This window comes from Microbacterium altimontanum, assembly GCF_058349865.2.
The window spans coordinates 50,976-72,999 of sequence record NZ_JBYRJB020000006.1; the positions used below are offsets into that span (position 1 = coordinate 50,976).

Annotated in this window: 18 protein-coding genes, 1 tRNA gene and 1 other RNA gene; 8 read left to right on the plus strand and 12 right to left on the minus strand. The window is 71.2% G+C overall.

What is annotated here, in order from left to right:
* The first annotated feature begins 9 nt into the window (after positions 1-9).
* Together AC3RX1_RS11800 and AC3RX1_RS11805 are read left to right on the plus strand one after the other, a co-directional pair.
* Positions 10-843: a class II fructose-bisphosphate aldolase gene (locus AC3RX1_RS11800; RefSeq protein WP_491501437.1), complete on the plus strand. Its 834-nt coding sequence runs from the start codon at positions 10-12 to the stop codon at positions 841-843.
* Positions 844-924: 81 nt separating this feature from the next.
* Positions 925-1,710: a DeoR/GlpR family DNA-binding transcription regulator gene (locus AC3RX1_RS11805; protein ID WP_491501438.1), complete on the plus strand. Its 786-nt coding sequence runs from the start codon at positions 925-927 to the stop codon at positions 1,708-1,710.
* A gap of 141 nt (positions 1,711-1,851) precedes the next feature.
* Here the strand turns inward: AC3RX1_RS11805 and AC3RX1_RS11810 are convergent, their stop codons facing one another.
* The 5 genes from AC3RX1_RS11810 to AC3RX1_RS11830 form a co-directional block, all read right to left on the minus strand.
* Positions 1,852-4,338 carry a glycoside hydrolase family 65 protein gene (locus AC3RX1_RS11810; protein WP_491501439.1) on the minus strand — a complete coding sequence of 829 codons (2,487 nt, stop codon included), beginning with the start codon at positions 4,336-4,338 and terminating at the stop codon, positions 1,852-1,854.
* Between the two features lie 34 nt (positions 4,339-4,372).
* Complete coding sequence (locus AC3RX1_RS11815; RefSeq protein WP_491501440.1) at positions 4,373-5,113, minus strand: HAD family hydrolase; 741 nt, start codon at positions 5,111-5,113, stop codon at positions 4,373-4,375.
* A complete protein-coding gene (locus tag AC3RX1_RS11820) occupies positions 5,110-6,342 on the minus strand; it encodes an acetate/propionate family kinase (protein ID WP_491501441.1) in 1,233 nt (410 codons plus the stop codon). The genes AC3RX1_RS11815 and AC3RX1_RS11820 overlap by 4 nt, the downstream gene beginning before the upstream one ends.
* Positions 6,339-8,492 (minus strand): phosphate acetyltransferase, encoded by a 2,154-nt coding sequence (pta, locus tag AC3RX1_RS11825; RefSeq protein WP_491501442.1) that lies wholly within the window; start codon positions 8,490-8,492, stop codon positions 6,339-6,341. The genes AC3RX1_RS11820 and pta overlap by 4 nt, the downstream gene beginning before the upstream one ends.
* A 310-nt stretch (positions 8,493-8,802) precedes the next feature.
* The gene (locus AC3RX1_RS11830; RefSeq protein WP_491501443.1) at positions 8,803-9,993 is read right to left on the minus strand and encodes a RimK family alpha-L-glutamate ligase; all 1,191 of its coding nucleotides are present in this window, start codon (positions 9,991-9,993) and stop codon (positions 8,803-8,805) included.
* A gap of 26 nt (positions 9,994-10,019) precedes the next feature.
* Here AC3RX1_RS11830 and AC3RX1_RS11835 point away from each other — a divergent pair, with 26 nt between their 5' ends.
* Complete coding sequence (locus AC3RX1_RS11835) at positions 10,020-10,559, plus strand: ATP-dependent zinc protease family protein (RefSeq protein ID WP_491501444.1); 540 nt, start codon at positions 10,020-10,022, stop codon at positions 10,557-10,559.
* Here the strand turns inward: AC3RX1_RS11835 and ffs are convergent.
* Positions 10,552-10,651: signal recognition particle sRNA small type (gene ffs / locus AC3RX1_RS11840), an RNA gene on the minus strand. The two genes, AC3RX1_RS11835 and ffs, sit on opposite strands and share 8 nt — an antisense overlap.
* A 166-nt stretch (positions 10,652-10,817) precedes the next feature.
* Here ffs and AC3RX1_RS11845 point away from each other — a divergent pair.
* The 4 genes from AC3RX1_RS11845 (at position 10,818) to AC3RX1_RS11860 (ending at position 15,419) form a co-directional block, all read left to right on the plus strand.
* Positions 10,818-11,783 carry an AAA family ATPase gene (locus AC3RX1_RS11845; RefSeq protein ID WP_491501708.1) on the plus strand — a complete coding sequence of 322 codons (966 nt, stop codon included), beginning with the start codon at positions 10,818-10,820 and terminating at the stop codon, positions 11,781-11,783.
* A 6-nt stretch (positions 11,784-11,789) separates the two neighbouring features.
* Positions 11,790-13,046 carry a DUF58 domain-containing protein gene (locus AC3RX1_RS11850; RefSeq protein ID WP_491501445.1) on the plus strand — a complete coding sequence of 419 codons (1,257 nt, stop codon included), beginning with the start codon at positions 11,790-11,792 and terminating at the stop codon, positions 13,044-13,046.
* Complete coding sequence (locus AC3RX1_RS11855) at positions 13,033-15,306, plus strand: transglutaminase TgpA family protein (protein WP_491501446.1); 2,274 nt, start codon at positions 13,033-13,035, stop codon at positions 15,304-15,306. Before AC3RX1_RS11850 ends, AC3RX1_RS11855 begins: the two co-directional genes overlap by 14 nt.
* A 28-nt stretch (positions 15,307-15,334) precedes the next feature.
* Positions 15,335-15,419: transfer RNA gene (locus AC3RX1_RS11860), tRNA-Ser, on the plus strand.
* An 88-nt stretch (positions 15,420-15,507) separates the two neighbouring features.
* Here AC3RX1_RS11860 and AC3RX1_RS11865 read toward each other — a convergent pair.
* Positions 15,508-16,587, minus strand: coding sequence for a DNA polymerase IV (locus AC3RX1_RS11865; protein WP_491501447.1), 1,080 nt, complete (start codon positions 16,585-16,587; stop codon positions 15,508-15,510).
* A 40-nt stretch (positions 16,588-16,627) separates the two neighbouring features.
* Positions 16,628-16,807, minus strand: coding sequence for a hypothetical protein (locus AC3RX1_RS11870; protein ID WP_491501448.1), 180 nt, complete (start codon positions 16,805-16,807; stop codon positions 16,628-16,630).
* A gap of 73 nt (positions 16,808-16,880) precedes the next feature.
* Between AC3RX1_RS11870 and AC3RX1_RS11875 the strand changes: the two genes are divergently transcribed.
* On the plus strand, positions 16,881-17,246 hold the full coding sequence (locus tag AC3RX1_RS11875; RefSeq protein WP_491501449.1) for a DUF4440 domain-containing protein: 366 nt from the start codon (positions 16,881-16,883) through the stop codon (positions 17,244-17,246).
* On the opposite strand, the gene AC3RX1_RS11880 is transcribed toward AC3RX1_RS11875, so the two are convergent.
* The 4 genes from AC3RX1_RS11880 to AC3RX1_RS11895 form a co-directional block, all read right to left on the minus strand.
* Positions 17,243-17,953 carry an NUDIX hydrolase gene (locus AC3RX1_RS11880; RefSeq protein ID WP_491501450.1) on the minus strand — a complete coding sequence of 237 codons (711 nt, stop codon included), beginning with the start codon at positions 17,951-17,953 and terminating at the stop codon, positions 17,243-17,245. The genes AC3RX1_RS11875 and AC3RX1_RS11880 overlap by 4 nt on opposite strands.
* Positions 17,954-18,050: 97 nt before the next feature.
* Positions 18,051-18,695, minus strand: coding sequence for an NAD(P)H-binding protein (locus AC3RX1_RS11885; protein WP_491501451.1), 645 nt, complete (start codon positions 18,693-18,695; stop codon positions 18,051-18,053).
* 40 nt (positions 18,696-18,735) lie between these two features.
* The gene (gene gnd / locus AC3RX1_RS11890) at positions 18,736-19,794 is read right to left on the minus strand and encodes a phosphogluconate dehydrogenase (NAD(+)-dependent, decarboxylating) (protein WP_491501452.1); all 1,059 of its coding nucleotides are present in this window, start codon (positions 19,792-19,794) and stop codon (positions 18,736-18,738) included.
* 43 nt (positions 19,795-19,837) lie between these two features.
* Positions 19,838-22,018: a heavy metal translocating P-type ATPase gene (locus tag AC3RX1_RS11895; protein ID WP_491501453.1), complete on the minus strand. Its 2,181-nt coding sequence runs from the start codon at positions 22,016-22,018 to the stop codon at positions 19,838-19,840.
* Positions 22,019-22,024 lie beyond the last annotated feature (6 nt).

Here is a 22,024-nt window from a genome sequence, read left to right on the forward strand (position 1 = left end):
CGGAGCGCCATGCCTCTCGTCCCCACCGCGCACATCCTCGCCGAGGCCCGGAACAGCGCCCGCGGCGCGGCCGCCTTCAACGTCGTGAACCTCGAGACCGCCGAGGCGCTCGTGCGCGCGTCCGAGGACGCGGCTCTGCCGCTCATCCTGCAGATCTCCCAGAACTGCGTGGCCTACCACGGCGGGCTGGCGCCGATCGCCGTCGCGACCCGTGCGCTGGCCGAGGCATCCCCCGCCGTCCTCGCTCTTCACCTCGACCACGCCGAAGACGCCGACCTCGCCCGTGCGGCCGTCGACCTGGGCTTCGGATCCGTGATGTTCGACGGCGCGGCGCTGCCGTTCGCGCAGAATGTGGCCGTCACCCGCGAGGTCGTCGCGCACGCCCACGGCGCCGGGGCGATCGTCGAGGCCGAACTCGGTGAGATCGGGGGGAAGGACGGTGCTCACGCGCCGGGCGTGCGCACCGACCCGGGCGAGGCCGAGCGGTTCGTCGCCGCCACCGGAGTGGACGCGCTCGCCGTGGCGGTGGGGTCCACGCACGCGCGCACCGACCGGACGACGCGCCTCGACCTCGACCTCATCGGCCGGTTGTGCGCGGCAGTGACGGTGCCGCTCGTGCTGCACGGCTCGTCCGGGGTCGCCGACGACCACCTGAGAGAGGCGGTCGCCGCCGGAATCGTGAAGATCAACGTGTCCACCCATCTGAACGGGCACTTCACCCGCGCCGCCCGTGCGGCGCTGGAGGCCGACGCGGGCATCGTCGACCCCCGCCGGTACCTCGGTCCCGCCCGGGACGCGATGGCGGCCGAGGCGACCCGGCTGCTCACCCTGATCGCCGGCTGACGAGCGACACACGGCCGCCGCCGAGGCGCGGCGGCGCCATCCGGCATCATTGACAGCATCCCGACCCGACGAGGAGGCCCCGTGGACCGCGAGGACAGGCTGTCGCGCCTCGTCGACTACATCATCGACCAGGGCGCCGTGCGCATCGAAGACGTCATGGCCGAATTCGCCGTGTCCGGCCCCACGGCGCGCCGCGACCTCGATGCGCTCGCCGCACAGCAGCTCGTGGAACGTACCCGGGGAGGCGCCCGGGCGAACCCGACGACCGGGGATGTCCCGCTGCGCTACCGCACGTCGCGCCGCTCCCACGAGAAGAATGCGATCGCCCGCACCGTCGCCTCGCTCGTCGTGCCCGGATCGGTGATCGCGTTCAACGGCGGCACCACCACCACCGCGGCCGCGTACGAGGTGGGGGTGCGGGCGGCGGCCGAGCCGGCGTTCGCAGCGACCGAGACCACCATCGTGACGAACGCCGTGAACATCGCGAACGACCTCGTCGTGCGCCCGCAGCTGCGCATCGTCGTGCTCGGCGGGGTCGCCCGCGCCCGGTCGTATGAGCTCACGGGCCCGCTCACCGGGCTCATCCTGCCCGAGATCTCCATCGACACGCTGTTCCTCGGCGTGACGGCCGTCGACCTCGAGAAGGGGCTCTACACGCCGGATGAGGGCGAGGCATCCGTCAATGCCGCCCTCGTCGCCGCCGCGCGCCGCACCGTCGTGGTGGCCGACTCCACGAAGTTCCGCACCACGGCGTTCGCCCGGATCTGCGGCCTCGACGACGTCGACGCGCTGCTCACCGACGACGGGCTGACGGATGCCGACGCCAGGGCGTTCGAGCGCGCGGGAGTCGAGCTCATCGTCGCGTGAGGCGTCCCCGCATGAACGGAAGCGCCCGCCCGCGCGGACGCGCCCGCCCGACCCGGCGCGACTACCCGCTCGCCTGTCGCAGATCGACTTTCGTTCTGCTCGTGACGGTCGATTTGCGACAGGTGAGCGGTCCGGGCAGGCTCAGTAGCCGGCAGTGACCACCGGGATGGCGGTCGTCACGGTGGTCGGAACGGATGCCGACAGCAGCGTGCCGTCTTCGCGACGCTCGCCGATCAGCTCGCGCAGCGTCGGCCGGCCGGGGATCCGCGGCCCCTGGTCGTCGAGCGGGATCTCGAGCTCGCCGCCCGGCTCGATCGTGTACGCGGCCTCGCGCACCCAGAACGAGACCGGTGCGCCGTGTCCGGCGCGCACCGTCATGGCGTCGCGGCGCAGCGTCACGCGCAGCTCGGTGCCGTGCCAGTGGATGACGTACTCGAGGTCGTCCCAGCCGAGGGGGAGCCGCGGGTCGAATGTGAGGTTCCCGCCGTAGTCGCGCATGCCGCCGAAGCCCGACACGAGCGCCGACCAGACGCCGCCGGCCGAAGCCACATGCACACCGTCGGCGGTGTTGCTGTGCAGATTGGCGAGGTCGACGAACAGCGCGTGCTCGAAGTACGTCGCGGCGAGATCCTGATACCCGACCTCGGCGGCGAGGATCGACTGCACGACGGCCGACAGCGTCGAGTCGCCCGTGGTGAGCGGGTCGTAGTACTCGAAGTCGACGAGCTTCTCCTCCGGCGTGAAGTGGTCGCCCTGCAGGAACAGGGCGAGCACGACATCGGCCTGCTTGAGCACCTGGTACCGGTAGATCACGAGCGGGTGGAAGTGCAGCAGCAGCGGGCGCTGCTCGGGCGGGGTGTTCTCGAGGTCCCAGACCTCCTTCTCCAGGAACACCTCGTCCTGCGGATGGATGCCGAGCTGCGGGCTGTACGGGATGTGCATGCAGTCGGCGGCCCGCTCCCACGCATCCGGTTCGCCCGGCTCGAGGTTCAGGCGCGCCACCATCCGGCGGTACACCTCGCCGTCGCGCTCCTCCATCTCACGGATGGTCCGCGCCGCGAACCGCAGGTTGAAGCGCGCCATGACGTTCGTGAAGAGGTTGTCGTTCACGACGGTCGTGTACTCGTCGGGGCCGGTGACGCCGTGGATGTGGAACTCCTGCACCCCATCGTGGGAGCGCCAGAACCCGAGCGTCGCCCACAGGCGCGCGGTCTCCACCGCGATGTCGACGCCTTCGCGGTAGAGGAACTCCTGGTCGCCCGTCGCGCGCACGTACCGCGCGAGCGCGAAGCAGACGTCGGCGTTGATGTGGTACTGCGCGGTGCCGGCCGCGTAATACGCCGACGCCTCCTCGCCGTTGATCGTGCGCCACGGGTACAGCGCGCCGGCCTCGGTGAGCTGGTGGGCGCGGCGGCGCGCGGCGGGCAGCATCAGCACCCGCATCCGCAGCGCGTTCAGCGCCCACTGCGGGGTCGTGTAAGCGAGGAACGGGAGGACGTAGATCTCCGTGTCCCAGAAGTAGTGCCCGCTGTAGCCGGAGCCGGTCACGCCCTTCGCACCGATGCCCTCGCCGTCGGCGCGGGCGGCGGCCTGCGCGAGCTGGAACAGGCACCAGTGCACCGCCTGCTGCAGGTCGGGTCGCCCGCCGATGCGCACGTCCGAGCGCTCCCAGAACGCGTCGAGCCACGCCCGCTGTCGCGCGAAGTGCGTCGACACGTCGACGTCCATCGCCCGGTCGAGGGTGCGACGGCAGCGGTCCACGAGCTCGCGCGCCGGAACGCCGCGGCGGCCGGTGTGGTAGCTCACGAGCTTCACGACCCGCACCGGGACGCCGGCCGTCGCCTGCACCCGGAAGATGTTCTTCGCGATGTCGGGCTCGACGAGCGTGCGCATCGTGTACGGGTTCTCCGTCTCGATGATGTGGTCGGCGACCACCGCGAGCGTCATCCCCGATTCGGTGGCCCGGTAGCTCAGCGCGGAGCGGGTCTTGTCCTGCCAGTACTCCTGCGGCTGCAGGACGCGCTCGGCGAAGCGCTCGCTGCGCCGCGGGTCGAAGCGCGCCCGGCGCATCGGGGTGCCGCCGTAGACGTCCTCGCCGTCCTGCCGGTTCACGATCTGGCAGCTCACCGACACCGGCGCATCGTCGTTGAGCACCGTGACGTCGACGCTCATGATCGCCAGGTGGCGCTCCTCGAACGACACCATGCGTTCGAAGCCGACCCGCACGTGCTTGCCGCTGGGGGTCACCCACAGGATATCGCGGCGCAGCACTCCGCTCCGGAAGTCGAGCGAGCGCTCGTACTCGCGGATGTCGGCGGTGTCGAAGTTCAGCGGCTCGTCGTCGACGTAGACCCGCATGACCTTGGCGTCGGGGGCGTTGACGACCGTCTGGCCGACCTCGGCGAAGCCATACGCCTGCTCGGCATGGCGGATGGGGAACGTCTCGTGGAAGCCGCCGATGAAGGTGCCCTGCTCGTGCGCGAACCGCCCCTCGGGATGGTTCCCGCGCATGCCGAGATAGCCGTTGCCGACGGCGAAGAGGCTCTCGGTGACACCGGCGTCGTCGATGTCGAAGCTCGTCTCGACGAGTCGCCATTCGTCGACGGGAAATCGGTCGCGATCGATCATGCTGACCCTTCTGGAAAAATGCGCCTCGAAGAGTCTAGAGACCGTCGGGGGCCGCTTCGACCACCTCGGCGAGGTCGGCGACCACGAGGTGCGCCCCGGCCTCCTCGAGCGCCGCCCGTCCCACTCCCCGGTCGACACCGATCACGAGTCCGTATCCGGCTGCGGCGGCCGAGCGCACGCCGCTCAGCGCGTCTTCGACCGCGGCGGCGCGGGCCGGATCGACGCCGAGCAGCCGTGCGCCGGCGGCGAACATATCGGGTGCCGGCTTCGACGCGAGCGCGTCGCGCTCCGCCACGACGCCGTCGACGAGCACGGGGAACCGGTCGCGGATCCCCGCGGTGCGCAGCACCTCGTCCGCGTTCTTCGAGCTGGACACCACTCCGACGGCCGTGCCGGCGTCGCGCAGCCGGTCGAGGAGCCGCAGCGATCCCGGATACGGGGCGATGCCGTCCTCGCGCAGCGCCCGCTCGAAGTAGGCGTTCTTGCGGTTCCCGATGCCGCACACCGTGTCGGCGGTCGGCGGATCGGCCGGGTCGCCCCAGTGCACCTCGACGGAGCGGCTGCGCAGCAGGGCCGCGACGCCGTCGTATCTCTTCTTGCCATCGACGTGCTCGTAGTAGTCGGCGTCGGTGTACGGCGGGGTGATGCCCCAGTCGTCGAACAGCTCGTCGAACAGCCGCTGCCAGGCGTGCATGTGCACCTGGGCGGTCGGGGTGAGCACGCCGTCCAGGTCGAACAGCACGGCGTCGTAGCGGGTCAGGTCGGTCACGATCATGCCTGTGCCACCTCCAGGGTCTGGCGGGCGATCTCGAGCTCTTCGTCGGTGGGCACGACGAGCATCGTGACCGCCGACGCATCCGTCGAGATCACGCGGATGCCGCGGCCGCGCGCCGCGTTGCGGTCGGGGTCGATCTCGATTCCGGCGAACCCCAGACCGTCCATCGCGGCCGCGCGGACATCCGGCGCGTTCTCCCCCACCCCGGCGGTGAAGGAGATGACGTCGGCGCCCCCGAGCTGGGCGAGATACGCGCCGGCGTATGCGCGCAGCCGGTGCACGTACACGTCGAACGCGAGGGCGGATGCGGCGTCCCCCGCCGCTCGTCCGGCGAGGACGTCCCGCATGTCGGAGAACCCGCTCAGGCCCTTCAGCCCGCTGCGCCTGTTGAGCAGCTCGTCGAGGCCGTCGACGGTGTAGCCGGCGCGGCGCCCCAGCTGGAACAGGGCGGCGGGGTCGACGTCGCCCGACCGTGTTCCCATCACGAGCCCCTCGAGCGGCGTGAACCCCATCGACGTCTCCACCGATCGGCCGCCGTCCACGGCGGTCACCGACGCGCCGTTGCCGAGGTGGAACACGATCTGCTTGAGCGTCGCCAGGTCGCGGCCGAGGAACGCGGCCGCCGCCTCGCTCACGAACTTGTGCGAGGTGCCGTGGAACCCGTATCGGCGGATGCGGTGGTGGGCCGCGAGCTCCGCGTCGATGGCATAGGTGTACGCGTCGGGCGCGAGCGTCTGGTGGAAGGCCGTATCGAACACCGCGACATGCGGCACATCGGGGAACGCCCGCTTTGCCGCGACGATCCCGGCGAGGTTCGCCGGGTTGTGCAGCGGTGCGAGCACGGCGAGCTCCTCGATGTTGATCTCCACGAGCGGAGTGATCAGCGTGGGTTCGAAGAATCGTGCTCCGCCGTGCACGACCCGGTGCCCGACGGCGGCGGGAGGATGCTCGTCGAGGCTGGGTCCGTGCTCGGCGAAGGCCTCGAGCATCGCGGCGAATCCCGCGAAGTGGTCGGGGATCGGCAGCTCCCGCTCGCTGGTCGCGTCGAGCACGGCCGGCGCCGGCTCGCCCGGCTCACCGGGCGGGAAGTGCACGGTGTGGCGGCACGCGCCCATCGGCTGGCCGATGCGCTCCACGAGACCGCTCGCGAGCACCGTCTCGGCGTCCATGTCTAGCAGCTGGTACTTGAACGAGCTCGATCCGCTGTTGATGACGAGCACGACGCTCATGCCGGCGCCTGCCCCTGGGCCTGGATCGCGGTGATGGCGATGGTGTTCACGATGTCCTCCACGAGCGCGCCGCGCGACAGGTCGTTGATGGGCTTGTTCAGCCCCTGCAGCACCGGGCCGATCGCGACGGCACCGGCCGAGCGCTGCACGGCCTTGTAGGTGTTGTTGCCCGTGTTCAGGTCGGGGAAGATGAACACCGTCGCGCGACCGGCCACCTCCGATCCCGGCATCTTCGCCGCCGCGACGGCGGCATCGGCCGCGGCGTCGTACTGGAGCGGCCCCTCCACCAGGAGCTGCGGGGCGCGCTCGCGCACGAGCGCCGTCGCGGCACGCACCTTCTCGACGTCCTCGCCGGATCCGGACTCGCCGGTGGAGTACGACAGCATCGCGACGCGCGGCTCGATGCCGAACTGCTGAGCGGTCGCGGCCGACGAGATCGCGATGTCCGCGAGCTGCGCGCTCGTGGGATCGGGGATGACGGCGCAGTCGCCGTAGACGAGTACCCGGTCGGCGAGCGCCATGAGGAAGACGCTCGAGACGACCGAGACGCCGGGGGCGGTCTTGATGATCTCGAAGGCCGGCCGGATCGTGTGCGCCGTCGTGTGCGCGGCGCCCGACACCATTCCGTCGGCGAGCCCGAGGTGCACCATGAGCGTGCCGAAGTACGAGACATCCGTCACGGTGTCGGCGGCGCGCGCGTACGTCATGCCCTTGTGCGCCCGCAGCCGTTCGTATTCGCGGGCGAAGCGGTCGACGTGCTCGGGGTCGAACGGGCTCAGCAGCTGCGCGGGCGCGATGTCGATCCCGAGCTCGGTGGCCCGTCCGCGGATGTCGGCGGGGTCGCCGAGGATCGTGATGTCGGCGATGCCCCGGGCGAGGACCGTCGCCGCGGCGCGCAGCACGCGGTCGTCGGCGCCCTCGGGCAGCACGATGCGCCTGCGGTCGGCGCGCGCACGCTCGACGAGCTGGTAGCCGAACATCAGCGGGGTGACGACGCTCGAGCGGGCGAGGCCCAGGGCGCGCACGAGCTCGTCGACGTCGACGTGCTGCTCGAACATCGCGAGCGCGGTGTCGTACCGGCGCTGCGAGTCGGCGGCGAGGCGACCGCGTGCGTTCATGACACGCACCGCGGTGTCGTACGTCCCGAACTCGGTCGTGATGATCGGCAGCGACGAGCCGATGCCGTCGATGAGCCGGTCGATGGCGTCGGGCAGGGCGAACGGGCCGTTCAGGACGATGCCGGCGAGCGACGGGAACGTGCCCGACGTGTTCGCCAGGAGAGTGGCGAGCAGCACGTCGGTGCGGTCGGCGGCGACGACGATCACCGCGCCCTCCTTCAGGCGCGGCAGGACGTTGTCCATCGACATGCCGGCGATGACGACGTCGAGCACCTCGCGGGTGAGGAGCTCCTCGTCGCCCTTCAACAGGGTCGCATCGAGCGCCCGCGCCACGTCACGCATCGACGGCGCCACGAGGAAGCGGTCTTCGGGCAGAGCCCAGACCGGCACGCCCCCGGCACCCGCGGCTCCGTGATGGTGGACGGCGGATGCATCGGCCACGGCGCGGACGGCGGCGATCGTCTCGACCAGCAGCTCCGGGTCGCTGCGATTGGCCACGATCGCGAGCAGCTCCGCCCGCCCGTGCGCGAGCTCGGCGAGCGCGAGCGCGGTGATCTGGCCCATCTGCTCGGGGGTCCGCGCCTGCGTGGTGCCGAGGCTCTCACCCAGGCCCTGCTGCACGCGGCCGCCGAGCACGAGGAGGACGGGCGCGCCGAGGTTCGCCGCGATGCGGGCGTTGTATCCGAGCTCGGCGGGGCTGCCGACATCCGTGAAGTCGCTGCCGAGGACGACGACGGCGTCGCACCGCGCTTCGACGGCCTTGTATCGCTCGACGATGACCCCGAGTGCGGCTTCCGGATCGGCGCGCACGTCGTCGTAGGTCACGCCGATGCACATGTCGTAGTCGAGGTCGACGCCGTCGTGCTCGAGGAGCATCTCAAGCACGTAGTCGCGTTCATGGGTCGAGCGGGCGATCGAGCGGAAGACCCCGACGCGGGGCGTCGCGTGGCTGATCGCGTCGAGCACTCCTAGCGCGATCGTGGACTTGCCGGAATGGCCCTCCGCGGATGTGATGAAGATGCTCTGCGCCACGGCTCCAGCCTAGGCGCGGCGCCGTCGAGCCGTCAGGGCCCCGGCCGCGACTCTGCGTCAACGTCCGGACACGGCCTCCACGCCGACCGTCGGCCCGCTGCCAGAACAGACATGTTCTCCCACGCGCATTGAACTTCCGTCTCACACGCCCCTTGCCGCTGCGTGAACGGGAGGTTCAAGGTCGGCTGTGTGAGCGAGAGGTTCAATGCCGGCTGTGTGAGCGAGAGGTTCAATCCCGGCTGTGTGAACGGGAGGTTCAATGCCGTTTTCGGAAGTATGGCGATCCTGCGACCGTCACAGACGCGGAGACTCACGCTTCCGAGAGCGCCTCTTTCGGCAGCTTGCGCACGCGCTGCCGGCGACGACGGCGCTCGGGGATCATCGAGCGCATCTCCTCGAGCTTGCCGAAGCACAGCAGCCGGTCGCCGGCCTCGAGCGTGACGCTCTTGCGGGGATTCGGGATCACCGTCGTGCCGCGATGCAGGGTGAGCACCGAGATGTCGCGCTCCGACAGGCCCGACTCCCCCAGCGTCTTGCCGACCAGGCCGGCCGACGCGTAGACCACGAGCTCGGCGACGCCGTACCCCGTGGAGACGGTGAGGCGCTGGCGCACGTCGATCTCGGGGAACGCGACCTGGTTGGCGATGTAGTCGATGATCGCGCCGGCCACGTCGAGCTTCGTCGCCGCCTCGATGCCCTGCAGCCCCGGCGACGAGTTCACCTCCATGACGAGTGGCCCGTCCTCGCCCTCGAGCATGTCGACGCCCGCGACCCGCAGACCCATGATCTGCGCGCTGCGCACGGCAGCCGCTTCGAACGCCGGGTCGAGGTTCACCGCTTCGACGGTGCCGCCGCGGTGCACGTTCGAGCGGAACTCGTCGCCGTTCGCGACACGTCGCATCGCGGCGACGACCCGGTCGCCGACGACCAGGGCACGGATGTCGCGGCCGCGACTCTCGGCGATGAACTTCTGGATCAGCACATTCTGCTTCGTGGAGTGCAGCGTCTCGATGATCGCCTCGGCGACCTTCACCTGGGGTGCGAGGATGACGCCGATCCCCTGCGTGCCCTCGAGGAGCTTGATGACCACGGGAGCACCGCCGACGCGCTCGATCGCCGGGCGCACGTCGGCGCGGTTGCGCACGAACGCCGTGGCCGGCAGTGCGATGTTGTGGCGCGAGAGGATCTGGTTCGCGCGCAGCTTGTCACGGGCGTTCGAGATCCCGTTCGCGGTGTTCGGCGTGTACACGTCCATCTGCTCGAACTGACGCACCACGGCGGTGCCGAAGTACGTGATCGAGTTGCCGATCCGCGGAAGGATCGCGTCGTAGTCGCTGAGGGGGCGACCCCGGAACCAGAGGTCGGGTTCGTCGCTGGCCAGGTCGATGGCGAAGCGGAGCGTGTTGAGCACCTTGACCTGATGGCCGCGCTGCAGCGCGGCGGCGCGCAGCCGCTCGGTGGAGTACACGTGCGGCGCACGGGAGAGGATCGCGAGCTTCACAGCGGCAGCCCTGCCAAGATGAACGAATGACGCACAGCACCCATCCAAGCATCATCGCCGGCTGGCGAGAATGGGTGAGCCTGCCGGAGCTCGGCATCGACTGGATCAAGGCGAAGCTCGACACCGGCGCGCGTTCGTCATCCCTGCACGCGTTCGACATCGCGCTCGTGCCGGGCGACCCCGACCGGGTGCGCTTCAGCGTGCACCCGTGGCAGGACTCGGATGCCGACGCCGTCGTGTACGAGTGCGCGGTGCACGACCGCCGCAGCGTGCGCAGCTCGTCCGGCCACAGCGAGGAGCGGTACGTCGTGCTGCTGCAGATCACCCTCGTCGGACGGACGGTCACCGCGGAGGTGACGCTGTCGAACCGCGACGAGATGGGATTCCGGATGCTCGTCGGACGGGAGGCCCTGCGCCAGGGCTTCATCGTCGACGCGGCGCGCTCGTTCACCGGCGGCCGGGCCACGAAGGAGGTGCGGCGGCGCAACCGCGGCCACGGTGCCCCGCCGGAGGCTGCATCGCCTCGCGCAGCGGGCGCCGGAGCGCAGAACACGCGGGAAAAGTAAGACTCTCCGCGAACCCGGCAGAGCCTGGTTACCCTTGCTACGTTTCCGTCCTGGGGGAGTTGGCCTGGATGCCGCCTCGCGGAGAGCTTCCCCCAGTCTAGGGCATCGCCCGTGATGCCCGGCCCTCTCCCAGCGACGGGGCCCACAGCAGGGCGTTACGATCGGAGAATGCCGGGCGACGGCGCCCGCATCCGACCCGAAGGGCTGCCCATGGAGCAGACGACGACACCAGCGCCTGGGACGGACACCTCCGCCCCGATGAGCCCCTCCGCGTTCGCCGAGGTGACCACCGCGATCCTCACCGAGGTCTCCCGCGTCATCGACGGCAAGCCCGACGCCGTCCGCAGCGCGCTCGTGACGCTGCTGGCCGAAGGTCACCTGCTGATCGAGGACGTGCCCGGGGTCGGCAAGACGATGCTCGCCCGGGCCCTCGCTGCCACCGTCGACGCGACGGTGCGACGCATCCAGTTCACCCCCGATCTCCTCCCCGGCGACGTCACCGGCGTGAGCGTCTTCGACCCGGTGGCGCGGGAGTTCGAGTTCAAGCCCGGCGCCGTGTTCGCCAATATCGTGATCGCCGACGAGATCAACCGCTCCTCCCCCAAGACGCAGTCGGCGCTGCTCGAGGCGATGGAGGAGGGACAGGTGACCGTCGACGGGCGGACGCATCCGCTGCCCGACCCGTTCCTCGTCGTCGCGACGCAGAACCCCCTCGAGATGGAGGGCACGTATGCGCTGCCGGAGGCGCAGCGCGACAGGTTCATGATGCGCATCTCGATGGGCTACCCCGACCCGTCCGCGGAGGCGCAGATGCTGCGCGAGCGCGACACGTCGAACCCGCTCACCGCGATCCGTCCCGTCGCCGACGCGTCCCTCGTCCGCGAGCTGATCGGCTGGGCCCGTCGCGTGCACGTGTCGCCGCCGGTGGAGCAGTACGCCGTCGCGCTCTCGCAGGCCACGCGTGCGCACCCCGACCTGCGGCTGGGCGCGAGCCCGCGCGCGACGCTGCAGCTGGTGCGTGCGGCGAAGGTGCGGGCCGCGCTGGACGGACGTGCCTTCGTCATCCCCGACGATGTCTCGGGGCTTCTCATCGACGTGTTCGCGCACCGGCTGATCCCCACACGCGCGACGAGCGTGCGCGGGCGCGGTGCGCCGGATGCCGTCACTGCCATTCTGCAGCGGCTGATCGCGACGGTGCCGGTGCCCCTCTCCACAGGGTCGTGACGGCCGATGAGACAGGCATGGCCCCTCACCGCCCGCGGCACCGCCGCCGGCATCCTGGCTCTCGCCTGCTTCATCGCCGCGGCGCAGCTGGGGTCGGTGCAGCTGCTGGGGTTCGGGGTCTTCCTGCTGGCGCTCGTCGTGACGAGCCTCGTCGCCCTGCACATCACGCGGCGTGACGTCACCGTCGCTCGCACGACATCTCCCGCCGCCGTCCCCGTGGGGGCCCAGGCGCGGGTGACGGTGCATGTGAGCGTGCGCACGGCGCTGCCCACGACGCCCGGCACGTGGGAGGACCGCGTGCCGGAGGGTCTGGACGGTCGATCCGACGGGCGGTTCCCGGCCCTGGGATCGGGCCTGCGCGGCGGCGAGCGCGCCGTCGATCTCGTGTACGACCTCGACGCGGTGCGGCGCGGGGTGCACTGGATCGGCCCGCTCGAGCTGACGATCCGCGACCCGTTCGGGATCGCCCGCCGCTCGGCGGAGATCGGCGACAACACGCGGCTCCTGGTGACGCCGGAGTGCATCGACCTGCCGCCCCTGACCGCGTACGCCGGAGCCACCGGGGGGATGCTGCACGCCACGACGACGCGTCTCGGGCAGGGCGCCGACAACCTCGTCGCGCGCCCGTACGAGCCGGGCGACTCGATGCGCCGGATCCACTGGCGCGCGACCGCGCACCGCGACACGCTCATGGTGCGGCAGGAGGAGCAGGAGTCGACGCCGGAGGCGATCGTCGTGCTCGACCGAGCGAAGGCACGCTGGGCGACGGAGGCTGCGGGTGCGCCGGGGGCCGATCCCCTGTTCGAGGCGGCGGTCAACGCCTGCGTGTCGGCGGTGAACGCGCTCGTGCGCGACGGGTATTCCGTGCAGATCGTCGACGCCGAGGGCAACGAGCTGTCGGACGTGGTCCCCGGCGGCGACCACACGGCGGTCGCGGTTCTCATCGGACGGTTCGCGACCCTCACCGCCCATGGCAACGCCGATCTCGGAACGCTCGCGCGCATGTGGTCGGGTGCGGCGACCGGCCCGCTCGTCCTCATCACGGGAGCTCTCGGCCCCAGCGACGTCGAGGCGCTCGCGGCCCTGCCCGCGCACAGCGCTCACCCGGTTCTGCTCGCCGCGGCGCCCGCCGCCGACGCCCTGGAGCAGGCCGTCGCGACCGGGTGGTACGCCGCATCCGTCGCCCCGACCGACGACCTGCGCGACGCGTGGTCGCAGGTCTCACACGCCGATGTCGTGGGAGCGACCGATGTCCTCGGCTGAGCGGATGCAGCGCCGACGCGCCGGAGCCCAGCTCTCGCTCACCCTCGGCGCGTGGGCGGCGGTGCTGGCGGCGATGGTGCCGCTGCTGAACGTCATCGCGCCCGATCCGTGGATCGCCGGGGTGCTCGTCGTCACGGCAGGGGTGTTCGCCGCCGGGCTCGTGGGCCGGTGGTACCGGCTCCCGGCGATCACCGTCGCCCTCATCGAGGCGGCCATCTGGATCGGCGTGGTGACCGCCGTGTTCCTGCGCGAAGCCGCGATCGTGTTCGTCGTCCCCACCCTGCACGCGCTGCAGCTCGTGCCCGATCTCGTCGGCACGGCGCTGACCCAGGTGCGCGAGGGCATCGCGCCGCTGCATCCCACGCCGGGGCTCGCGTTCTGTCTCGTGGCGGCGGCGGGACTCGTGGCGATCATCGTCGATCATGTCGCCATCACGATGCGGATGCCGCTGGCCGCCGCTGTCGCGCTGGTCGCGATCTCGCTCATCCCGTCTCTGGCGGTGCCGGCGCCGTTCGATGTGATCGGCTTTGTGCTGCTGGCCGCGGCCATCCTGTTCCTCCTGAGGGCCGAGACGCGGACGCGCTACCGTCCACCGCAGGCGGTGCCGACCGCGCCGAGCAGCACCTCGGCGATCGCCGTGTCGATCGGCCTGGTCGCGATGCTCGTGGCCGTCGCGGCGACGCCCCTGCTGCCGGAGCCGGCGCCGCGATCCGTGTCGAGCATCGCCGGCACGAGCGTGAACGCGAGCCTGGACCTCGGCAGGGACCTGCGCCGGCCCGACCCGGTGACGGCGCTCACGCTGCGCACCACTGCGACGTCGGCGCCGTATCTACGTGTGGCGACGCTGTCGGTGCTCGAGGGCGCCGTGTGGAAGCCGGACGAGTTCGCGTCGATGCCGCTGCGCACCGAGAGCGGCTTCGGGTCGCTGCCGACCGATCCTGCGATCGCCGTGCAGAAGACGACCACGGCTGTGACGATCGACGCACTGCGCGCGCGGTATCTGCCCGTGCCGTATCCGGCGGTGAAGATCTCCGGTGTCGACGATGGCTGGTCGGTCATGTCGGCCAACCGCACGGTGGTCGGTGACGGTGCGTCGACGCATTCCGGCCAGGAGTACACGGTCGTCTCCGAGACGGCCGAGCCGACTCTCGAGCAGATCCGAGCCGCCGTCTCACGCGGAACCGATCCGCAGGACACCGAGATCGCGGGGCAGCCTCCCGGCGTGATCGTCGACGCAGCGCACGCGGTGACCGAAGGCACCGACACGGATTACGACGCCCTGATCGCGCTGCAGAACTGGTTCCGCGGTCCGGACTTCGAGTACTCGCTGACGGCTCCGGCCCAGTCGGGCTATGACGGGTCGGGGATGTCGTCGGTGGCGGATTTCCTCGTCGAGAAGAAGGGGTACTGCATCCACTCCGCGTCGGCGTTCGCGGTGATGGCGCGGGTGCTCGGGATGCCCTCCCGGATCGTCGTCGGCTATCTGCCGGGCACGACGAACACGGCCGACCTCACCGACGGCAAGCCGCTGGAGTACGCGGTGAGCAGCGCGCAGCTGCACGCCTGGCCGGAGGTGTACTTCGGCGGGATCGGGTGGGTGCCGTTCGAGCCGACGAAGAGCCTCGGCGATCCGACCTCGTTCATCCCGGAGGCCGGCTACGGATCCGACGGCAGGCCGACGCTGGCGCCGACGACGGGGCCGACGAGTGCGCCGAACCAGTCGAACCGGCCGGACCCCGAGGGCCTGCGCGCCGACGACGCGAATACCGGATCGGCGGCGGCGACGGGGGTGAACCTGCTGCCGTGGGGCGTGGGAGCGGCGGGAGTGATCGTGCTCCTGCTGCTGCCGGGGCTGATCGGAGAGCTGCGGCGGCGCCGGCGGGATGCCGCCGCGCGGTCGGGTGATCCGCTGGCGGCGTGGGCGTCGGTGCGTGAGACCGCGATCGATCTCGGTGTGTCGGTGCCGCTGACCGAGTCGCCGCGAGCGTTCGGCACGCGCCTGGTGCTGTCGCACGGGGCGCCGGATGCCGAGACGGCGGCGCTCGTGACGGCGGTGGAGGCGGCGGTGTTCGCTCCTCCGGGTTCCGCGGGCGGTCTCGATGGGCGTGGGCTGGCGGATGCGGCGGCTGCCGTGCGGACCGGGATGTATCTCGCCGTGCCGAACGGGCGGCGGGTGGGTGCGCTGCTGTTCCCGCGGTCGCTGCTGGTGCGGCCCGGAAGCGCGTACGCCGGGATGGGAGCATCGACGCCGACCCGGTAGGATGGTCTGCGGTCCTCCGGGACCGCCCGGAGGATTCGCCTAGTGGCCTATGGCGCACGCTTGGAAAGCGTGTTGGGTGCAAGCCCTCGGGGGTTCGAATCCCCCATCCTCCGCCGAACGAATCGAGCGCTGCCCCGTAGGGGTGGCGCTCGATTCGTTCCATCGGGAGAGCGGGTTCGAACCCTTCGGCGGGCGCCCGGCTCACCACCCGCTGCGGGTCGGGGTGTGGCCCTCGCGGGCGTCGTCCGGCATCGCCATCTCAGCGCGCACGCCGAGCAGCCGCAGCGGACGGCCGGGCTCGATCTTGGCGACGAGGTTCATGATCTCCGCGATGACGGTCTCACGGTCGGACGTCTCGGCGATCTTGTGCACGAGGGTCTTGGTCACGAACGGGGCGTAGCGGATCTTCAGACCGACCCCGACGACCGGACGCGCCTCCGATGCGACGTCCGCCAGTACCTGGGCTGCGAGGTCGCGGGCAGCCCGCTCGATCTCGACACGGTCGGCGAGGTCCTGCTGGAAGGTCGTCTCGCGCCCGTGCCCACGAGCGACCCACGGCGTGTCATCCACGACGGAGGAGCCGTCGCCGCGGCCGAGTTGGCGGTACCACCGCCCCATCTTGGGTCCGAACTCCGCGACGAGCTCCGCCTCGTCGGCGTTCGCGAGCTGCGCGACGGTCAGGATGTCGTGCGCGGCCAGCCGCTTCGAGATCTTCGATCCGACTCCCCACAGCGCGATCGTCGGCTTCTCCCCCATGACCTCCAGCCAGTTCGCCGCCGTGAGCCGGAACGTTCCCCGCGGCTTGCCGAAGTCCGTCGCGTTCTTCGCGCGCACGAGGGTGTCGCCGATTCCGACGCTGCAGTGCAGCCGCGTCCGCTCGAGCACCGCCGCCTGCACCTGCCGCGCGGAGGCCTCGGGGTCATCCGTGTGCACTCCGACGAACGCCTCATCCCAGCCGAGCACCTGCACCACCGCACCGGGCTGCGCGCGCAGTGTCGCCATCACCTCCTCCGACACCGCCGTGTACGTCGGAGCGTCGACGGGCAGGATGACGGCATCCGGTGCCTTGCGGGCAGCGATGCGCAACGGCATCCCGGAGCCGACACCGAACGCCCGCGCCTCGTATGAGGCGGTGGACACAACCGCGCGCTCCGTCGGATCGCCCCTGCCGCCCACGATCACGGGCTTGCCTGCGAGCTCCGGCCGGCGCAGCACCTCGACCGCGGCGATGAACTGGTCGAGGTCGACGTGCAGCACCCACGGCGACGCGGGATCGGTCATGGCTCCCAGTCTGGCGGGAGGCGACCGATGAGGGAACAGCCTATTGCCCCCGTTCGGACGGATGCGTCAGCCGCCACCATGCCGTCGGTTCGACGATGCCGCGACGACGCCGGCGTCGCTTCTCCGGGCCGACCGCCGAGCGGCCGGTGAACTCCTGCTCGTCGAGAAGGAGCTCTGCGAGGTCGGCGAACTCATCGGGCAGCGAGTGCTGCGACGTCATGCGGTCCCCCTCGTCCACCTCCCATGAGATGTCTATCATGACGCGTGCGGGTGCCGCCCCTACCCTGGTGGCCATGGATGCGGACGAGCTGCTGGAGCTGGAGCACGAGGGCTGGCGATCGCTGTGCCGGGGCACGGGAGCCGAATTCTACGGAGCGCTGATGACGGCGGAGGCACGCATGGTGCTCGCTCACGGCTTCGTCCTCGACCGCGACGCCGTGATCGCCTCGCTGAACGACGCTCCCGCATGGCGCGAGTACGAGATCACCGATGCCGCCCTCGTCGAGGTCGATGCGAACACCGCGATCCTCGTCTACACCGGACGCGCGTGGCGCGACGGGAGCGACTTCCAGGCGCTGATGTCGAGCGTGTACACGCGTCGTGACGGGCGCTGGCGTCTCGCGCTGTATCAGCAGACTCCCGTGCCGGCCGCGGTCTAAGACGGGTCGGAGAGCGGGAATTCGCGCTCGGCATCCCACGCCTCCGTCCAGCCGAGCTGGTCGAACAGCGCATCGAGCAGCATCGCGGTGAAGCCCCACACGAGGTGCGTCCCGCTCTCATGCCGCACCTGGAATGCCGGTCCGCGGAACACCTGGCCACCGCGGCGCAGCACCGTGACCCCGCGGTTCGCCGGATCGAGCAGGTCCGCCACCGGAGCGCGGAAGACGTCCGCCGACTCGGCCACATCGACCACGTGCACCGCCGACGGCGTGCGCCACCAGCCGAGCACGGGCGTGACGAGGTGCTGCGAGTACGCCAACGGCACGTCCGGCAGAGTGCCGAGCACGTCGACGCCGGACGGATCGAGCCCTGTCTCCTCCCAGGCCTCCCGCAGCGCGGCCTCGACGGGCCCGCCATCGCCCGGATCGAGGCGCCCTCCCGGAAAGGCCACCTGTCCCGGGTGGGAGCGCAGCGTGGACGCCCGCGCCAGCAGCAGCACGTCGAGATCGTGCGACACCGCCGCGGCCTGCGCGTCGTGGTCGCTCGGCAGGCGGTCGAGCACACCGAACAGGATCAACACCGCCGCCGGGCGCGATCGCGCCGCCGAGGGATACGCGCGGAGCCGATCGAACTCGCGGGCCTCGCCCGCTGCCGCCAGTTGTGCGAGCTGAGACCGGGCGCTGAGCGGCGTGGTTTCGGCAGGCACCGTGCCAGGCTACGCCGCCCCGCGACGTCGGCGGACAGGCGCCGCCGGAGAGTGGGGAGGATGCGTCGACCCGACGCCCGGAGCCGCGGTCAGGCGGTCAGCCGCGCACCGCGTCGGCGATAGGCGTCTGACCGGAGTTGAAGCTGATGGTGCGCCGGATCGTGCTGTCGTCCGCGATGACCGCTGCCACGACGGCCGCGACATCCGCTCGCGAGACCGAGCCCGATTCCTGTGCCCGAACGTCGATCAGACCCGTCGGCTCGTCCAGGGTCAGTGTGGACGGCGCGACGATCGTCCAGTCGAGGCCGCTCGCCCGCAGGTGCGCGTCGGCCGCTGCCTTCGCTTCGGCGTAGGGGAAGAACGAGCTGTCGGGCGGAACGCCGTGGTCGGTTCGCGCGCCGAAGTACGACACCATGACGTACCGCCGCACGTCAGCCGCGGCGGCCGCATCCATCGATCTGATGGCGGCATCGCGGTCGACGGCGGTCGTCCGCGAGGCATCGCCTCCCCCGGCCCCCGCGGACCACACCACGACGTCGTTGCCCGCCACGACGTTGGTGAGCTGCTCGGTGTCGAGCGCTTCGACATCGGCGACGAGCGGCTGCGCACCGGTGGCTTCGACGTCGGCTCCCTGAAGCCTGTCGCGGATCACTGCGGTGACCGTGTCGCCGCGGGCGACGAGCATCGGCTCGAGCAGTCGTGCGACCTTGCCGTGACCGCCGATGATGAGAATCCGGACCATCGTGACTCCCTCCGTCTGGACCCGAGCCTAACCGCGTCGCCTACTCCTGCGAGTCGGACTTGCGGCCGCCCGCTTCGAGCACATCGCCGGCGGGCAGCTCCTTGTGACCGCCGAACTGCAGGCGCATCGCCGACAGCAGCTGATTCGCGTACTGATCCTCGTCGCGCGACGCGAAGCGCTCGAAGAGGGATGCCGCGAGCACGGGAGCCGGGACGCCCACGTCGACCGCCGCCTTCACCGTCCAGCGCCCCTCGCCCGAGTCGGAGACGCGGCCGGCGAGGCCGGTCAGCTCGTGGTTGTCCTCGAGCGCCGCGGCCGTCAGATCCAGCAGCCACGACGAGATCACCGATCCGCGGCGCCACAGCTCGGCGACGCGCGGTGTGTCGATCGTGAACTTGTAGAACTCGGGGTCCTCCAGGGGCGCGATCTCGGCGGAGTGCTCCGCCTCGCGCGTTCCGGCATCCGCGTTCTTGAGGATGTTCAGCCCTTCGGCGAGAGCGGCCATGACGCCGTACTCGATGCCGTTGTGCACCATCTTCACGAAGTGGCCGGCGCCGGTGGGCCCGCAGTGCAGATATCCCTGCTCCTCGGAGGCGAACTCGCCCGAGCGACCCGGAGTGCGGGGGATGTCGCCCGGCCCGGGGGCGATCGTCTTGAAGATCGGATCGAGGCGCTCGACGGCCTCATCCGGCCCGCCGATCATGAGGCAGTAACCGCGCTCGAGGCCGAAGACGCCGCCCGACGTGCCGGCGTCGATGTAGTCGATGCCCCGCTTCTCGAAGGAGGCGGCGCGGCGGACGTCGTCGCGATAGTTGGAGTTGCCGCCGTCGATGATGGCGTCGCCGGGCTCGAACACGTCGGCGAGCTCGTCGACGACCTTGCCGGTGATGGATGCGGGGACCATGACCCACGCCGCCCGGGGGGTCTGCAGCTTCTCGGCGAGGTCGGCCAGGCTGTCGGCGCCGATCGCGCCCTCGCCGACGAGGCCCTTCACCGCCTCGGGGTTCGTGTCGAAGACGACGCATTCGTGGCCGTCGCGCATCAGGCGGCGCACGATGTTCGCGCCCATCCGTCCGAGACCGATCATTCCGAGCTGCATGGTGCTTCCTCCCTCTGCCGGGGCGCCCCGGCACGTCGGCAGTCTAGGCCCGTGCTGTGGAGGCGCCTATGGGCTTGCGCTCCAGCACCGCACGGGTACTGGCGCCGGGCCGCAGGTCGAGGCGGCGCAGCAGCTGGGCGTTCAGTGCGACCACGACCGTGGACGCCGACATCAGCAGCGCGCCGACGGCCATCGGCAAGACGAAGCCGATCGGAGCCAGCACGCCGGCGGCGAGCGGGACGGAGAGGAGGTTGTAGCCGGCCGCCCACCACAGGTTCTGCGTCATCTTCCGGTACGCGGCGCGGGAGAGCTCCATCACCGACAGCACGGAGCGCGGATCGGATCCGGCGAGGATGACTCCGGCCGTCGCGATCGCGACATCCGTTCCGGCGCCGATCGCGATGCCGACGTCGGCCTGCGCGAGCGCGGGTGCGTCGTTCACGCCGTCGCCGACCATCGCGACCCGGCGGCCCTCCGACTGCAGCTGCGCCACCTTGTCCGACTTGTCCTCAGGATGGACTCCCGCGAACACGCGGTCGATGCCCAGCTCGTCGGCGACCGACTGCGCCACCGCTTCGGCGTCGCCGGTGATCATGATGACCTGCACGCCGAGCGCGTGCAGCGCGTCGACCGCCTCGCGCGACTCCGGCCGCACCTCGTCGCTGATCTTCAGCCCGCCGATCACATCGCCGTCACGGACGACGTGGAGGATGATCGCCCCGTCGTCGCGCCAGCGGGCGGCTGCGGCGACCTCGGCCGCTCCGGCATCGCGCAGCATGCGGGGCCCGCCGACGCGGACCTCGTGTCCGCCGACGCGTGCCGTCACTCCCACGGCGGGCGACGAAGTGAAGCCGGATGCCGTCGCCACCGTGAGACCGCGCTCTCGTGCCGCGCGCACGATCGCCTTCGCCAGCGGGTGCTCGCTGTCGGCCTCGGCCGCCGCCGCGAGGGCGAGCACCTCGTCGGCCTCGAGATCTGCGGCGGGCTCCACCGCCGTCACGACGGGCTCGCCGCGGGTCAGGGTGCCGGTCTTGTCGAAAACGACCGCGTCCACGAGGCGCATCGTCTCGAGCGCGCGGCGATCCTTCACGAGCACTCCGCCTCGTGCGGCCCGTTCGGTCGCGATGGACACCACGAGCGGGATCGCGAGACCCAGGGCGTGGGGGCAGGCGATCACGAGCACCGTGATCGTGCGGATGACGGCCTCATCGGGGCTGCCCAGCAGCGTCCAGGCGAGCGCCGTCAGCACCGCGGCCCCGAGCGCGAACCAGAACAGGAGGGCGGCGGCCTTGTCGGCGAGAAGCTGCGCGCGCGACGAGGAGTTCTGCGCCTCGTCGACGAGGCGACGGATGCCGGCGAGCGCCGTGTCGTCTCCGGTCGCGGTGACCTCCACCCGCAGCCCGGAGTCGGTCGCGACCGTGCCGGCCGTCACGCTGTCGCCGACACCGCGCTCGACGGGGCGCGACTCCCCGGTGACCATCGATTCGTCGAGGCTCGCGGCGCCCTCGACGATGCGGCCGTCCGCGGGGACGCTGGCGCCGGGGCGGACGAGGACCACGTCGCCGACGCGCAGGTCGGCCGGCGACACGGTGACGACCTCGTCGCCCTCGACCCGCTCCGCTTCGTCGGGAAGCAGCGCCGCGAGGGAGTCGAGCGCAGACGTCGTCTGCGCGAGCGAGCGCATCTCGATCCAGTGCCCGAGCAGCATCACGACGATCAGCAGTGCGAGCTCCCACCAGAACTCGAGCTGGTGGTGCAGCACGTGCAGCGTCGCGCCCCACGACGCGAGGAACGCGACGGTGATCGCAAGGCCGATGAGGAGCATCATGCCCGGTGCCCGGCTCTTGAGCTCGTCGAGGGCGCCGGTGAGGAACGGCCAGCCGCCCCAGAAGTACATGATCGTGCCCACAGCCGGGGCGACCCAGAGCGCCCAGGCGGGAACGTCGTAGCCGAGCAGCATCCCGAATCCGGGAGACAGCGCGACGACCGGGACGGCGAGGAGGAGGTTCAGCCAGAAGAGCCGCCGGAACCGGGCGACGTGGCCGGCGTGACCGGCGTGGCTGGCGGCGTGGCCGATATGACCGGCCTGGCCCGCATGACCCGTGTGCTCGCCGCGGCCGGTGTGGCCGTCGAGGTGGCCCTCCTCGCGAGCATGCAGGGCCTTCGCCTGCTCGGCCTCCGCGAGGGGCGTGGAGTGTGCGTCGTGTGCGTCGTGGTTGCCCATACCGAT